Origin of the sequence: Mesorhizobium sp. M0208 (assembly GCF_040322015.1) — a bacterium.
Classification (GTDB): Bacteria; Pseudomonadota; Alphaproteobacteria; order Rhizobiales; family Rhizobiaceae; genus Mesorhizobium.
The window spans coordinates 31,253-46,396 of sequence record NZ_JAMYSP010000032.1 but is presented as its reverse complement, the minus strand read 5'-3'; the positions used below and the strand labels follow the sequence as shown (position 1 = coordinate 46,396).

Genomic DNA, 15,144 nt, shown 5'->3' with positions numbered 1-15,144 from the left:
TGTAATGCCAACATTAAATCAGGGGCGCTTTATCGAAGAAGCTCTTCTTTCCATTTTCAGGCAGGACTATGTCGACAAAGAAGTTATTGTAATGGACGGTGGGTCGACAGATGAGACGATGGCCATCGTCGCTCAATACCGTGACCGAATCGCGGTGTTTGAAAGCGGCAAGGATGACGGCCAGAGCGATGCCCTGGCCAAGGGCTTTTCGAAGGCGACCGGTGATATTTTTACCTGGCTGAGTTCGGATGACATCCTTCTTCCTGGCGCATTATCCAGCGTTGCTCGCACTTTTGTTTCGCAGCCTGGCTGCGAATGGGCATTCGGAAACCTTGTGTGGATAGATGCCGATGGTTTCGTGCTCCGTTGTAGGAGAGGCGAAGCGTGGTCAAGGTTGGCTGTTCAGCTTGGGATGTTGTCAGCGTGCGGCCCATCAGCGTTTTTTTGCCGCAACCTTTACGAGCGCGTCGGTGGGATTAATCGGAAATTGCATTATATGATGGACACCGAATTGTGGTGGCGCTTCGCGCTTTGCGGTTCGCGCTTTGTTCGTCTGCCGCGATACACCTGGGCACTTCGCCTGCACGAGAACGCTAAAATGTCAGGGCACATGTTTTCTGATCCCGACGATCCTAAGCAGTTACGGATTGAAGCCGCGAAAGGGAGAGAGAGGGAACATATCGAGCAGATTCAAATGAGGTGCAAGGTTCGATCGGACGCTTTCGTGGCTCCGCTACGACTGGCGCTCAAAGCGGCTGCACCTGGATACGTTCGATCGTTGGTCGATAGCTGGCATTGGCAGGGAAAGCCTTTGCCGTTGCTTTTGGAGAAAATGGGATGAGGCGAAAATTGACGGTTTGGTGGGGAATTCCCTGCAAAAGTGCCATACCGGTTTTCAAATCTCTAGCAGAGCAACTAGACGTCGATATCCTTTTTGTAGCTTTGAACGACTTGCCAGCTCACCGCAAAAAGCTAGGGTGGGATATACCTGACTTTGGTAAATTGTCATTCCAAGTGCTTGGCGCAAGTTGGATTTCTGAGGCTAAAGCGCTGATTGATGATCGTGCCGGGCTTCATATTGTAAACGGTATATATCATGATGAACGTGTTCGTTATATCTCGCACCGGCTGGCAGAAAAGAACCGAGAATTTGGCGTCATCATGGAAGCGCCAGCAAACCTTCGGACTGGTTTGGGGCGCATCATAAAAAAGTTTGTCGGCCCAATAGTGACGCCGTTTCGTACTCGTTTTGTTGCCAAAAAAGCTAGGTTTGTTCTGTCTGCATCGGGTGACCGTCAACGTGATTTCGAGCGCTTAGGTTTCTCGAGAGATCGTATCTTTCGATACGGATACTTTCCCGATTTTCCAGCAATAACCAGGAAGCCCGGTCCCAGCTTTGATCTGCGTGTTCTGTGCATCGGTTATTTAGAGCCGTTTAAGGGGCAGGACTGTCTTCTATCTGCCTTAGCGATACTAAAACACAATAAAATACCGTTTGAGTGTGTTATAACCGGGTTCGGTTCATCGGAATCTTATCTTGTGAAGATGAACGACCGCCTTGGTTTGCAAGAAAACGTAAAATTTGTGGGTGTGGTCAGTAATGACAAACTGAAGGAATTGTTTGATTGGGCAAATATTCTTGTGGCTCCGGGTCTTGAAGAGCCATGGGGTATCCGAGTAAATGAGGCTCTTCTGTCGGGTCTACCGGTCGTCGTCAGTGATGGCGTGGGTGCAAAAGAACTGGTTGAGGTAAGCGGTGCAGGTGAGTTGTTCCGGGCCGGATCATCTGCGTCTCTCGCCGATGCCCTTACACGGAGTCTGGCAAGGCTTTCAAATGAAGCCGAGCTTGTGGATAAGGTCTGCGCCTTTCAGCGATCCATCACCCCGCACGCGGCTGCGGCGTATTTGGTGGAAGTACTTGATTACATCCAGGCTGGATCCGTCGTTAGCTTAACACGCCCGATACCCCCTTGGAGTTTGCCACCGAAGCCAGGCCAACAGTTGCTACAAGAGCATACAGTTTGACCGGTCTTCCGCTCCGGATCGTCCACACCATTGCCTCGATTGAGGCAGAAGCGTCTGGGCCATCTTATTCGGTGCCGGCATTGGCTGCCAGGCAAGCCGCTCAGAACGATGATGTTTCTGTCTACTCAATAGGAAAGAAGGCCGCATATCTCCGGGACGGATTCTTACACCGTCGCTTTGAATCCGATTTTGCCGCCTATCCAGTTTTGCGAAGGATGGCATTCTCCGGTTCGATGTTGAGGGCTCTAAAGCTGGGCAGGCCAGACATTATACACAATCATGGCCTTTGGCTGATGCCAAATGTATACGGTGCGCGGGTGAAGAATAACACGGGCGCGAAGCTCGTATTTGCTCCACGCGGAATGCTTTCGCCTGCTGCCCTCCGGTTTTCGGCGGTGCGTAAAAAAGCATTCGGCGCACTAGTCCAGAACCGCGCCTTGTCGTCAGTTGATCTCTTTCATGCTACGAGCGACCAAGAATACGATGACATTCGCGCCTTCGGCTTAACCGGAGCGGTCGCAATTGTACCTAACGGAATTGACGTGCTGGAAAATGACCCGGCCGCTCAGCCGAAGGAAAAAATTGTAATCTCGCTTGGCCGTGTCCATCCTAAGAAGGGTCTAGACCGTCTTGTTCGAGCTTGGTCGGCGATCGAAGCAGATTTTCCGGAGTGGAACTTACTCATTTTGGGGCCGAGCGAAGGTGGGCACGCAGACGAACTAAGACGGCTCGCCGCCAACTTGTCGTTGGCTAACGTCCAAGTTCACGACGCGGTTTATGGAGAGCGGAAACGAGAGTTGCTCGCACGAGCCGAACTCTTCGCTTTGCCGACGCTCAGCGAGAATTTTGGCATGACGGTCGCCGAAAGTCTTGCGGCCGGTACACCTGTAATTTCTTCTAAAGGTGCGCCGTGGCAAATGCTGGAAACGAAACGTTGCGGCTGGTGGATCGACCATGGTGCTGAACCGCTCGCGTCATGCCTCCGAGCGGCAATGTCGATTTCTCCGAATGAACGCATTGCAATGGGTCTACGGGGCAGAGAATGGATGTTGCAGGACTTTTCATGGGATTCCATTACGAGTCGAATGACAGAGTCTTATCGCTGGTTAATCGGTGGTCGGAAAGATGTGCCAAAATGGATCCGAGTGTTCGAATAGTCGACTTTGAAGAGAACCGCCGTATGGTCAAGTGGAGCAAGCGTGAGCAAGCTGCCCGGATGCTGTGGACTTTCGCCTACCCATTGTTCGCGCTGAGTCCGAGGCCATTTTGGGCATGGCGGCGCATGCTTCTACGGCTTTTTGGGGCAACAATAGAGGATCAGGTGCATGTGTATCCGAGCGTCGAGATAACAATGCCGTGGAATATACATTTGGAAAGAGGGGTAGCCATAGGAGATAAGGCCATCTTATACGCGTTGGGTCCCATTCAAGTCTGTGAGGGCGCTGTTATATCGCAACTTGCTCACCTATGCGCGGGAACACATTCATACCGTGACCCCCGCATGCCGCTGGAAAAGCGTCCCATTGTTGTTGGGCCAGGGGCTTGGATTTGCGCTGATGCGTTCATTGGCCCTGGCGTGACAGTAGGCGCTGGCGCAATAGCTGGTGCTAGGGCTGTCGTGATGAAGGACGTTGGCGAAAACTCAATCGTAGCTGGAAACCCTGCAAAAATGGTTGGCCATCGTTGAAAGACCGTAGTCACTTGATCCCCGTCACAGTAGTTATTCCTGTAAAAAATGAGGAATTGAATATTGGTAACTGCTTGGCAGGACTTAAAAGATTTGAAAAGGTGGTTGTAGTCGATTCTGGTAGCACGGACTCCACAAAAGAAATTGTGGACAAGCATAGCGTTGAATTTATAAGTTTCTCTTGGAACGGAAATTATCCAAAAAAAAGAAACTGGATGCTTTTAAACTACGAGTTTAAGACGCCATGGGTCTTGTTTTTGGACGCGGATGAAGTTGTTTCGGACGAATTTTGTGATGAACTCTCTCGGGCTCTGGCGAATACTGAGGTAGAGGGATTTTGGCTAAATTTTACTAATTATTTCCTCGAGAGGCCCTTGCGATTTGGTGTCCCGCAGAAGAAACTTGCGTTATTCCGCGTGGGCTCAGCTTACTACGAGCGTATCGATGAGCACCGGTGGAGCAATCTTGACATGGAGGTGCACGAGCACCCAATCTTGGATCGCAAGGCCGGCGAAATAAAATCAAAAATCGACCATCGAGATTTCCGCGGGATCGAGAAGTTTATTGACCGACACCAGGACTATGCCAAATGGGAGGTCAAAAGATGCATGAGTATCGACTGGTCGAAGGACACCAATCATCTGACTGAAAGGCAGAAATTTAAGTACAAAAACATAGGAAAATGGTGGTACCCGTGGTTCTATTTCACCTATACCTATTTTGTGAAGCTGGGAATCCTCGACGGTTTCCCAGGATTCTCTTATGCGTTCTACAAAACGTGGTATTTTTTTATGATTAGAAACTTAATGGCTGAGGATAAGTTGAAGCGTTAGCTGATATACTGTTAAATTTAAGAGCGTAAGGGAACGCAGTATGACGAGGACATATGGCAGTCGTAAGCGAATTCTTGTTACCGGTGGGGCTGGGTTCGTTGGCTCGCACCTTATTGACCGACTAATTGACGAGGGGCACGAGGTACTGTGCGTCGATAACCTGTTCACCGGGACCAAGAAGAATATCGATCATCTACATAGCAATCCTCGGTTTGAATTTCTGCGACACGACGTGACACTCCCGCTTTATGTCGAGGTAGATGAGATCTATAATCTTGCCTGCCCGGCGTCGCCCGTTCACTATCAACATGATCCGATACAGACGACAAAAACATCGGTACATGGCGCAATCAATATGCTCGGTCTGGCTAAGCGGCTTCGTTGCAAGATACTCCAGGCTTCAACTAGTGAAGTGTACGGCGACCCGGCCGTTCATCCGCAAACGGAAGAGTACTGGGGACATGTAAATCCGATCGGACCGCGATCGTGTTACGATGAGGGCAAGCGGTGCGCCGAGACGCTTTTCTTCGACTATCATAGACAGCTAGGTCTTGAAATCAAAGTAGCGAGAATATTCAATACGTATGGTCCACGAATGCATTTGGCAGATGGTCGGGTGGTTTCGAATTTTATAGTTCAAGCGCTTACCGGCCGTCCTATCACACTTTATGGGGATGGAGATCAGAGCCGTTCTTTCTGTTATGTTGATGACTTAGTTGACGGGTTGATACGACTCATGGGAACAGCCCCTTCGGTCGCCGGACCCATTAATATCGGAAATCCGACAGAATTTACTATCAGGGAGCTGGCCGAACGAACGCTGGCTATGACAGAATCGTCAGTTCCGATTGTCAGGATGCCTCTTCCTCAAGACGATCCCCGGCAGCGGCAGCCTGACATAACCAAGGCTAAAGAGCTTCTTGGTTGGGAGCCAAAAGTGAACCTGGAAGAAGGGCTCCTTCGAACGATTGAATACTTTAGGGCGGCTATATAACATAATGCCCACGACAGGGCGTACGGGCGCTGCCAGTGTGTATTAGGCAGATAAATTATCTGGTGTGGTCACCAGCGAACGAAAGCTTGCGATGAGTGGTTCTCTGGGAGGCGAGTTGCGTATCATGTCAAAATATGAGGAAGAGGGCGTGGGCGACCGTCGCGTCGGCGAAGCGTTGTCGCGGCGTGCGCGGGCGAGCGATCGAGGAGGCAATTGGCCCTTACCGTTAGCGGGAGCGCGCTGTCAAAGGAATCGCTAGAAACGGCATGGGGTCGTCCTGCCACGGCAAGTCGGATTGCCTGGGGCGACTCTTCGTGCGAAGGCCGACTGGAGTGACTTTGCTGCCGTGCCGTTGATCTCTGATGCCACCCGGATGATCGCTCTGTGGACAATGCTGCCACAGACTGCGCCGTGCCCAGCCACGGGAACCCGATTACAAGGACGTGAACCGGGATAGCTTTAGACCGATCCGGCAATGCGACTTTTGCGGCTAGCACTCAACTTGCACTATGCCGGCGATGCGACGCATGAGTCACCTCACCACGCCACAGCCAATGAACTCAATCACTGGGTGGCCGAAGCGGTCCCGCGCCCAGGCGACTGTAGTCGCCGCTGGTGCTGGATCGACGGTCTGAGCGGCGATCGCGAGCCATAACTGCGACTTCCTGGAAGAGAACAACTGGACTGCCCTTTGGAGCGGTCACCGAGCATTCGCTTGCTCACGTGTTTTTGTGTCGCCAGCGCCGACACGGTAGCATATCGGGTTCTAACACCTTGATTGAGATGTCGCTTGGTTGACGACGCCAGGACAAATCGCCGTTCGTTTTTGAAGGTTGCCCCCATTGCAGCCGTTGGCACCTGTGTGCCGACCGCACTAGCGTGCGCAGATAAACTTGCTGCTGCAGACGCGGTGAACCAGGGGTATGCGCCCATCTACGCGACGAAGACAGGAATGGCGGCTGTTGCTATTCCTGAGGACATCAGCGCGCTCCGGGTCATTGGTTATTCTTCAGTTGGCGATGGCGGCACGGCGCTGTATAAAAGAGCTGTTTCTCAGCCCCATCATGCCGGCAAATTCCAATCGCTCGATGGCGCTTGGTGGGAACTTGCAGAATCAACTATCAGGGTCCAGATGCTTGGTGCAGTCTGTGACGGCGTGACGAACGACGCCGCTCCTTTCGCCGATGCTATAGATCTGGCACTGATGCTGAACGCGTCACTAGAGTTGCCAGCCGGCCGGGACATAAACATAGCTGGTGCGGTGTCGTTCGAGATCGCCCCTGGTAAACAGCTTCGCATCTTCTCAAATGGTGGTGCAAGACTGCTGATCAATGGGGGGACACCTTGCGTAAATTTCCATGGAACAACTGTAGCTACAGGCCTGACGCTAACGTCGCCAGTTGCTTGGGGAGATAGGACAATCGCTATAAGCAGTGCGAGCGGTATCCAAAATGGAGATTTGATTCACCTGGACACTGATACGCCCGTCGAAGCGTCGTATGGTTATGGCAAACAAGTTCTCGGCGTGGTGGGCTTATGCTCAAACGGCAAGATAACACTGGTTGAGCCAAGCAACTTCGACTTCACGTCAGGTGAAACAACGATATCCGTTTACCGCTCCGGAAAGCTCATGCTCGAAGGCGTGAGCTGGAAGTGCTCCCACGGGAGTCGGCTCGATTTCACCAATCTTCGCGCGCCATATTTTTGTGACGCAACGATAGAGGGTAGCTCCGCACAGGGAGAACCAGGGGGAATTGACTGTTTGATAATCAGCAAATGCGAAGGCGTCCTTGGCGAACGGCTACGGCTTCTCAACAGCCGTTACACGATCAACGTTTCTAATGCTTCGGCAAATTGCAATTTCCGAGACATTTATGCCGAAGGATGCAGGCATCCAATAGATGCAAATTCCTGGGCTAGAAATACCCTTGTTCAACGATTGGAAGGGCTCAACAATGTCGCCAGCGTCGAGTGCCATCCGTCCTTTGAAACGAAGTTTGAGGATATCACAGAGACGATGCTTCCCGGTCAAGGTGCTAGTTCCGTGGGGCTCCGCTGCTTAGGTGGTCACGCCAAACGGGTGAAGGCGACCGATCCATCCGGCGCGATCGTAGCGGGGGGCGGTGGCGTTCTCCTCCTGCCTGACTACCAATATCTAGGCCAGCTTTACGACAGGGTCTATGAAGACATCGAAAGTCTTCACGGCGGTCTTGGCGCGACCTATGTGCGAGGTATGTACGTCAGGCGCTGCAGGGTCCCGACTGTTGACGCTGATGCCGCGACAAGCCCAATAGGCTTTGTGGAGGTTGATGATCAGTCTGTCGCGCTGGTCAACATCCGCCGAACAGTCCAAAGAACCGCACCGCGAGCAGAGCCGATCGTTCTTATTCCTGCAGATGAATGGGGCGCTAGAGGTTTGGTCATCAACATCACCGGGATTACGAGAGCCAGTCCCGGAGTTGTTAAAGCGCCGTCACATGGCTTTGCAAACGGTGATGTCATTAGGATCGACGGCGTTGCAGGAATGACACCGGTCAATAAGCTGACGTTCACAGTGGCCAACGCAACAACCGACACATTTGAATTGTCTGATATAGACACGCGCTTCTACCCCGCATACTCGTCAGGCGGTAAGGTTGCATCTGGCATCACTATGAAGACAATTAGTGTCAAACAGGTGCCCTATCTCGGGTGGTCGCCAACCCTTCACTATAAAGCTGTTTTACGCTCATCGGGCACTCCGGTCGGGGCTACAACCATTGCCATTCCGTTCAAGCTGAAGCACAACTACGGTTCTCAGGAAATTGGAAATGGGTATCGACAACTTGACCTGACGTTGCGAGCCATTTCGCGAACCAGAGGTATGTTGGTCGTTAGATACCCTATGCTTCTATACCAAGGGAGTAATAGTGTACTCACTCTTGGAAGGGGGGTGAATCTCGGAAGGGTAGGAACTCTGACTGGAATCATAACCAACACGGCCCCCCATTTCTTTACACAAGTTGTTTCTGAGGGCGGCGACCCGAGCTTGGACCACGATCAATTTTACATTACCGGGGATGCCGTTGTGAGGCTCACCAGTTCGACCGATATTCTTGATCTGGTTGAGCTGGAGGTGGTCGAGTGTCGAATGGGTATCTGATGTCTGCCACACGCCGCCTGTAGACTTCGGGAGGCGGGTCTGTGGCCCGCTCTCTGAGGCGCAAATGAGCTGGCCGATTGGAAACCTCGCCGCAATCCTTCGGCGACGTGCCTTGTCAGCTGGATTCGCAGCCTTCCCTGGGGATCAGGCGGATAGCGAAATTTGCTTGTTGGGTTTGTCGGTGTGTAGGTGTGTAGGTGTGTAGGTCTGGGAGGTGGCGTTCCGAGCAACTCTCCCAAGGCGGCCGGCGCTCAGTTCGGTTTAGATGGGCAGATCGGTCGCTATGCGGTACCTTGGCGATCCGCTGGCCAATCGCTTCGATAGGGGCCTGAAGGAATGGCTTTCTCGGCGCATGCGAGTTCCCCTACTACCCGGCGCAAGGACTGCTGTCACGGCCGCAGGAAGCAGAAAGCCGCTCGTAACACGTCCGAAACGCAATCGGCTTGAGATCTATGGTGTGGCCACGTGGGCGAGCCTTTGGCGTAGATGTCAGCAGCGTCGCTGCGGTGATGCGCCTTGAGGCGCAGTCGTGATCGGGCTAACGGGTGTAGTCACGGTGATTGGATTGACGAAACGGGTGGCTCGGCAACGTGCGGGGCTGGCGGGATTTGTTCGCAAGCGTCAGGCGCGGATCGTTCCATAGGCTGCTTCCGATTGAGGCAAGTCGCACAGGATACGCCGATCATCTGCCGCGTTGCCTTCAGCCGTACATCGATTGCGATTGCAACGGAGAAGAAATTTTGCTGATCAAGAAGATAGGCTTGCTTGCGCTGATAGCCTGCGCATTTTCGGTTTGGTTTCTTGTCATCATTGTTAAAAGAGGAACAGACTTGGATGCGCGGCCTGTAAGCCAGTCCGCTGTGCTTGAGCCATTTGCTGGCCAGCTTTCGATTAGATCAATCGATGATTTGCGTGTCGCCGGGCGCAAGATCGTGCTGTGCGGCGTCGCAGCCACCAAGCCTCAGTCCATCCGAGCTATGGTCACCGAGGCTGCGCGACGGGATTATCAAGGACTCGCCCTGACCTGCAAACCTGTCGGCACGGGGACACCTTGCGACGGCAACGTCGCGCCAAAATTTGGTGACGCCCTCGTTGTGCAGTGCCTGACGTCCGATGGCACGGATCTGGCTGCGAAACTTGTCGAGGCCGGCATCCTGTGCGGACAGCCGGCTCAGGCCGGCTCGACCTACAAGTCTTGCGCGCCAGGCTCGTAGCTCCTGTCTCGAACGCAAGAAGGGCCGGGTCGACGCAATCAGGACATGGTCGGCTGCAGACATGTGTGAAGCGTTGGAGCGATGGTGGCAGCCTCGCAGGCAACCTGCAATTGTGGCCGGCTGTAAAGATGATAAATTAGTCGGCCGTGAACTATCCGCAAGCGTAAGCGCCAAGCCGACCCCATCTGGCGCGGCTTGAGGTGATGAGCGAGATAGTGACACTGAAGAAGCCGAGGAGCTTACAGTGTCAATTTCTATGTCTGCGCCTAAGCCTGATGATAGAAGTTTCCATGTCCTTGAGGCGGTCCCGAACCGGCTGGAGGCAAGCCCGCAGCGTCCGCGGCGGCGCTGGTCGGCGGAAGCGAAGTCGCGGCTGATCGAGGCGACACTGAAGCCGGGCGCGAATGTGTCGGCCATCGCCAGACAAGCGGGGATGGCGCCAGCCCAGCTGTTCGGCTGGCGGAGCAAGGCGATCAAGAGCGGTGCGATCACGCCGCAGCGAGATGCGGATCGGCTTGGCTTTGTCGAGGTCACCCAAGCGGCGTCTTCGACAGTGGAGATCTGTTTGGGCGATGTGGTCATTCGGGCCGGCAGCCGACGTCGGCCAGGATCATTTGGCCAGGATTATCCGGGCGGTCCGCCAGGCATGATCCCGGCCGGCGTGAAGGTGTTGGTCGCCAGTCATCCCGTCGATTTTAGAAAAGGTCCCGACGGCCTTCTGGCACTGGTACGCGATGCCGGTTCGGATCCGTTCAACGGCGCGCTTTATGTCTTCCGCGCCAAAAGAGCGGACAGGATCAAGATCGTCTGGTGGGCCGGCAGCGGCGTGTGTCTTTATGCCAAGCGACTGGACGACGCGAAGTTCTGCTGGCCGCGGATCGGCCACCACCGGGTCCAGCTCAATCATGCTCAGCTCATGGCTCTGGTTGACGGAATGGACTGGAAACGGGTTCGGACGGAGACCGTCAGGCGGCCGCAATCGGTTGGGTAAAACCCTGCGGCATGATGAATCAGGGAGCTGAAAAAGCGGGAAAATTGCCCGCGAATATGCTCTGATTTTGGCCATGTCGGCACCCGAACTCGCGCTCCCGGACGACGTTGACGCGCTCAAGGCGATGGTTATTGCCATGGCCCAAAAGGCCGCCCTTCTGGAGGAGCGCAACCTCCATCTCGAGTTGGTCAACAAGAGCGCTGATGAGCGGATCGCACGCCTGACGGCGGTCGTGAAGATGCTGGAGAGGGCGCGCTTCGGCAGCCGCTCCGAAAGGTTGCGGACCGGCGCGCTGAGCGAGGAACAGTATGCGCTGGTCTTCGAGGAGATCGAAACCGGCGTGGCGGCCATCGAAGCGCAGATGGAGAAGTCTGCGGGCGGCTCGAAAGCGAAGCGCGCGCCGCGTCCTCGCAAAGGCTTTGCGGCCCATCTCGAACGGGTCGAGGTGGTCGTCGAGCCCGAAACGCCTGCTGGCTGCGAAGCGCTGGATAAGATCCTGATCGGCGAGGACGTCTCCGAACGGCTCGATGTCACCCCGGCGAAGTTCCGGGTGATCGTCACGCGTCGTCCCAAATATGCCTACAAGGGCTGGGACGGCGTTATCCAGGCAGCCGCTCCCGCCCGCATCATCCAAAGCGGCATTCCGACCGAAGCGCTGCTGGCGCAGTTCGCCGTGTCCAAATACGCCGATGGCCTGCCGCTCTACCGGCAGGAAGCGATCTATGCCCGCGATCAGGTCGAGATCGACCGGTCACAGATGGCGCAGTGGATGGGCAAGGTCGGCTTCGAGCTCGAGCCGCTCGCCGATTACGCACTGACCCGCATCAAGCAGGGTGAGCGGGTCTTTGCCGATGAGACCACGCTCCCAACGCTGGCCCCAGGATCGGGCAAGGCCAAGACGGCCTACCTCTGGACCTATCTCCGCGATGATCGGCCGTTCGGTGGCAGCGGACCGCCCATCGTCGCCTACCGCTTCGAAGACAGCCGTGCCGGCGAATGTGTCGCCCGCCATCTGGACCGCTATCGCGGCATCCTGCAGGTCGACGGATACGCCGCCTATAACCGGCTGGCCCGATCGGATCGGGGCAATGACGGCGTGACGCTGGCGGCGTGCTGGTCGCACGTGCGGCGCAAGTTCTACGAACTGCATGCCGCAGGCTCCTCCGTTATTGCCTCGCAGACGGTGGCGCAGATGGCCCCGCTGTGGGCCGCCGAGGAGGCCGTGCGCGGCCAGGACCCGGTAGTTCGGATAGCTGCGCGTCAGGAGAAATCCGCCGCCGTCGTTGCCGCTCTCTTTGCGCTGTGGGAAAAGGAGCTGCCGAAGCTGTCGGGAAAATCGAAGCCCGCCGAGGCGATCCGCTATGCGCTCGGCCGGCGTGCCGCGCTGGAGCGCTTCCTCACCGACGGCCGCATCGAAATCGACTCCAACACCGTCGAGCGCGCGATCAGGCCACAGACAATCACCCGAAAGAACAGCCTCTTCGCTGGCAGCGACGGCGGTGCGATATACTGCTCATCTGTCGATCGCCTTATAAATTAAAGACATTTTGGCGCGGATCATGAGACGCCGGACGCCGTGATCGCCGCGCATCAGCTTCACGCCGAACGGCATCATTCTCGATATCCGAGAGGTGAATGATCCAGGGTGCCCCTTTGCATAGTTGATTCGCTGCCAACGTGCCGCGGTTGACCATGCGACGAACTGTCGACGGGCTGACCTGGAGAATCCCCGCGGCTTCGTCGAGCGTTGCTTCGCCACGCTCCGCACGTTCGCCGTCGCGGTATGGCGCAATGCCATGGGTGTTGCGAAGACTGCACACCCTACTACGCGTCCAGCTATTGTCCTTCCCTGTCCTTTTGCCGGCGCGATTGAGGATGGCGGCGATGGACAGATCCGACATCTGGCGGGCCAGTACCCGAACAAGATCAAGGGTATCGCCTTCGATCGTCCAGCGGGTTTGCCCGACCTTGTTCTTCTTCACGATGAGACGTGTGTGATCGCCACCTTGCCAATGGATGATGAGCGCCAGACTATCGTCCACGACATCGACGATGATCTCCTTGACCAACAAGCGAATGATCTTCTTGCGCGTCTCGTTCGAAGCGCCCGGACTGTCCCATGCCTGGGCGAGGTCCTTCCCCAGAGCCATCAGCCTTGCACGATCGTCGGCGGAGACCGTTGGTGCTTGCAGCGGGGCCAAGCGGTCCAGCTCCTCCTCAAGCTCGCCCAGGTGGGTCAGCTTCTCGTTCCAGCGTCGCTCGAGTTCGCCGGCGACAAGCCGGTTCTCGGGATCGACCGCATTGTATTGGCGGCGTGCACGCTCCGCCTCGTACCGGGCCTGCCGGCAAGCATTCTCGACCTGCTGTCGCTTGTCACTATGCTCCTGGCCTTGCACCTCCATGGCAGCCAGCGCCGCCTCGATGCCGAGCGGCTGCAGTCGACCGAGAACCTCCTGGACGACTGCCCGGTCAACCCGCATACCGCCGAAGCGGATGCAGTTGTCGACGGCCTTGTCGCTGAAGGTGCCGCGACAGACGTAACGTTGGGTGTTTCCGCCTTTGCCGCTGTAAGCGACATGCAATCGACGGCCGCAGCGTGCGCAGCGCAATAGGCCTGGCAGCAAGGCTTCTCCGCGGCGGATCGCCCCGCGCCCAAGGTAGCTCTTGCCGTTGGCGTTGTCGGCGATCAAGTGCTGATTCCTCTCGAACTCCTCCCAGGAAATATATGCCTCATGGTGGCTGCGGATCAAAACCTCCCAGTCCTTCCAGTTCCGGCGCATGCTGTCACGCATCACGCGCTTGCGGCCGCCTTCGATTACAACGCGCGTTCCGCGCCGGCCAAATGCGTAGGCGCCGGCATAGACCGGATTGGTCAGCATGTGGTGCAGCGTGTGATAGACCGGCACCTTCCATTCAATCGCGTGTTTGCCGCGGCCCTGAACGACGGCCGGAACTAGAACTTGCTCCTGCCGGAACCAGAGCAAAACCTGCCGGATCGACTGCAACTCGGCGAACTTGCGGAACACCAGAGCAATGCCGTCCTGGACACGACGATCCGAATCCTTGTCGAGCTGCCCATCATCCGCTTTGACATAGCCGACAGCCACAGTCAGCAGAAGTTCCCCCCGGCGAGCCTTCTGCCTGAGCGCCTCGATGGAGCGCTGCCGGAATACCGAAAGCTCCATCTCGCTCATCGTGCCCTTCATGCCAAGCAGCAGACGATCGTTGATCAGACGCGGATCGTAGACGCCATCTTCATCTACGATCAATGTCCCGACCAACCCGCAGAACTCAAGCAAGGTGTGCCAGTCACGGCCGTTGCGCGCCAGCCGCGACGCCTCCAGCGAGACGACCGCTCCGACACGACCTTCGCAGATGGCCGCCAACAGCTTCTCAAAGCCGGGCCGAGCCGTGCCGGCGCCGGATCGGCCGAGATCGTCATCGACGATTTGCACATCATCCCAACCCAACTGCCGAGCCCGCTCAGCTAGGCCATATTGGCGACGCTGGCTCTCAAGGTTGTTTACGACCTGGTAGGACGTTGATTGCCGGATGTAGATGATGGCGCTGCGGCAAAGGTGCTCAGCGGTAATCTTGCTCATCACCCGCCTCCTTCCGGTTCGGGATCGACAGTCCGACGCCCGGCACGGACGCTGCTTCGACGAGTAGAGACTGCAACAGCACCACCGCCTTTACGCGTTCCTCGCCCGACATCTTGGCCGGCGGTATGGTGGGCACAAACAAATCCAGTTGGGTGCGCAGCGGATTCTTCATCGGCATGTCCTCCTCCGGAGATCGAGTCTCTTGGAAGAGAGCCTACGAGATGATCGAGAAGTGCGCGAAGTTCGAGGAGGTGTGTGAGCGAAAGTCGGGGCGCGGCAACGATCGCAACCGAACCGGCCTGTGGGGCGGCCATCCAGTCCGGAAGATGGAAGCTTCCGCCGTGCGGCTGCCGAACCAAAAGGTGGCGGATGCCGTCATGATCATGCTCACCGACCACCGCAACGGTCTGCCCAACCAACGGATGGAATGGATAGGTGACGACAACGTCGAAGCCCGGATTCCCGGCATTATGACGCTGCTTCCGACGGCGGTGGACGGACATGGGCCACCATCGCCACGCTGCTGACCACCGCCAAGATGAATCAGGTCGATCCGTACGCCTGGCTCACCCAGACCCTCGAGCGCATCGCCAATGGCTGGCCAAACAGCGATATCGAGGCGCTCATGCCTTGGAACTACCAGCGCTAAACGGCAT

At 56.1% G+C, this 15,144-nt stretch carries 10 protein-coding genes and 3 pseudogenes; 10 read left to right on the top strand and 3 right to left on the bottom strand.

The features are described from left to right. The first annotated feature begins 4 nt into the window (after positions 1–4). The 9 genes and pseudogenes from NKJ17_RS25495 to tnpC all read left to right on the top strand — a co-directional run. The gene (locus tag NKJ17_RS25495; RefSeq protein ID WP_502906569.1) at positions 5–841 is read left to right on the top strand and encodes a glycosyltransferase family 2 protein; all 837 of its coding nucleotides are present in this window, start codon (positions 5–7) and stop codon (positions 839–841) included. Further along, the gene (locus NKJ17_RS25490; protein ID WP_352690592.1) at positions 796–2,025 is read left to right on the top strand and encodes a glycosyltransferase family 4 protein; all 1,230 of its coding nucleotides are present in this window, start codon (positions 796–798) and stop codon (positions 2,023–2,025) included. Before NKJ17_RS25495 ends, NKJ17_RS25490 begins: the two co-directional genes overlap by 46 nt. Beyond that, positions 2,022–3,182 carry a glycosyltransferase gene (locus NKJ17_RS25485; protein ID WP_352690590.1) on the top strand — a complete coding sequence of 387 codons (1,161 nt, stop codon included), beginning with the start codon at positions 2,022–2,024 and terminating at the stop codon, positions 3,180–3,182. The genes NKJ17_RS25490 and NKJ17_RS25485 overlap by 4 nt, the downstream gene beginning before the upstream one ends. 544 nt (positions 3,183–3,726) lie before the next feature. Next, the gene (locus NKJ17_RS25480) at positions 3,727–4,545 is read left to right on the top strand and encodes a glycosyltransferase family 2 protein (protein WP_352690588.1); all 819 of its coding nucleotides are present in this window, start codon (positions 3,727–3,729) and stop codon (positions 4,543–4,545) included. Between the two features lie 40 nt (positions 4,546–4,585). Beyond that, positions 4,586–5,539, top strand: coding sequence for a UDP-glucuronic acid decarboxylase family protein (locus tag NKJ17_RS25475; RefSeq protein WP_352690586.1), 954 nt, complete (start codon positions 4,586–4,588; stop codon positions 5,537–5,539). Between the two features lie 790 nt (positions 5,540–6,329). Next, the gene (locus tag NKJ17_RS25470) at positions 6,330–8,681 is read left to right on the top strand and encodes a ubiquitin-activating E1 FCCH domain-containing protein (protein ID WP_352690584.1); all 2,352 of its coding nucleotides are present in this window, start codon (positions 6,330–6,332) and stop codon (positions 8,679–8,681) included. A 740-nt stretch (positions 8,682–9,421) separates the two neighbouring features. Then, positions 9,422–9,895 carry a hypothetical protein gene (locus tag NKJ17_RS25465; protein WP_352690582.1) on the top strand — a complete coding sequence of 158 codons (474 nt, stop codon included), beginning with the start codon at positions 9,422–9,424 and terminating at the stop codon, positions 9,893–9,895. Between the two features lie 244 nt (positions 9,896–10,139). Further along, complete coding sequence (tnpB, locus tag NKJ17_RS25460; protein ID WP_352690580.1) at positions 10,140–10,886, top strand: IS66 family insertion sequence element accessory protein TnpB; 747 nt, start codon at positions 10,140–10,142, stop codon at positions 10,884–10,886. A gap of 73 nt (positions 10,887–10,959) precedes the next feature. Further along, positions 10,960–12,420 (top strand): annotated as a pseudogene (gene tnpC / locus NKJ17_RS25455) (IS66 family transposase); the annotation flags it as partial. Here tnpC and NKJ17_RS25450 read toward each other — a convergent pair. The 3 genes and pseudogenes from NKJ17_RS25450 to NKJ17_RS25440 form a co-directional block, all read right to left on the bottom strand. After that, the gene (locus NKJ17_RS25450; RefSeq protein ID WP_352690577.1) at positions 12,416–14,488 is read right to left on the bottom strand and encodes a recombinase family protein; all 2,073 of its coding nucleotides are present in this window, start codon (positions 14,486–14,488) and stop codon (positions 12,416–12,418) included. The pseudogene tnpC and the gene NKJ17_RS25450 sit on opposite strands and share 5 nt — an antisense overlap. After that, positions 14,469–14,666, bottom strand: coding sequence for a hypothetical protein (locus tag NKJ17_RS25445; protein WP_352509784.1), 198 nt, complete (start codon positions 14,664–14,666; stop codon positions 14,469–14,471). The genes NKJ17_RS25450 and NKJ17_RS25445 overlap by 20 nt, the downstream gene beginning before the upstream one ends. A 100-nt stretch (positions 14,667–14,766) precedes the next feature. Next, a pseudogene (locus NKJ17_RS25440) lies at positions 14,767–14,991 on the bottom strand (DUF5372 family protein); the annotation flags it as partial. On the opposite strand from NKJ17_RS25440, the pseudogene NKJ17_RS25435 reads away from it, so the two are divergent. After that, positions 14,964–15,137: pseudogene (locus NKJ17_RS25435) on the top strand (transposase domain-containing protein); the annotation flags it as partial. The pseudogenes NKJ17_RS25440 and NKJ17_RS25435 sit on opposite strands and share 28 nt — an antisense overlap. Between the last annotated feature and the right edge of the window lie 7 nt (positions 15,138–15,144).

What these genes read in the sequence shown, in the direction of transcription:
- NKJ17_RS25450 (WP_352690577.1), bottom strand. Translation starts at nt 14,488, where the DNA reads ATGAGCAAGATTACCGCTGAGCACCTTTGCCGCAGCGCCATCATCTAC.
- NKJ17_RS25475 (WP_352690586.1), top strand. Translation starts at nt 4,586, where the DNA reads ATGACGAGGACATATGGCAGTCGTAAGCGAATTCTTGTTACCGGTGGG.
- NKJ17_RS25445 (WP_352509784.1), bottom strand. Translation starts at nt 14,666, where the DNA reads ATGCCGATGAAGAATCCGCTGCGCACCCAACTGGATTTGTTTGTGCCC.
- NKJ17_RS25495 (WP_502906569.1), top strand. Translation starts at nt 5, where the DNA reads ATGCCAACATTAAATCAGGGGCGCTTTATCGAAGAAGCTCTTCTTTCC.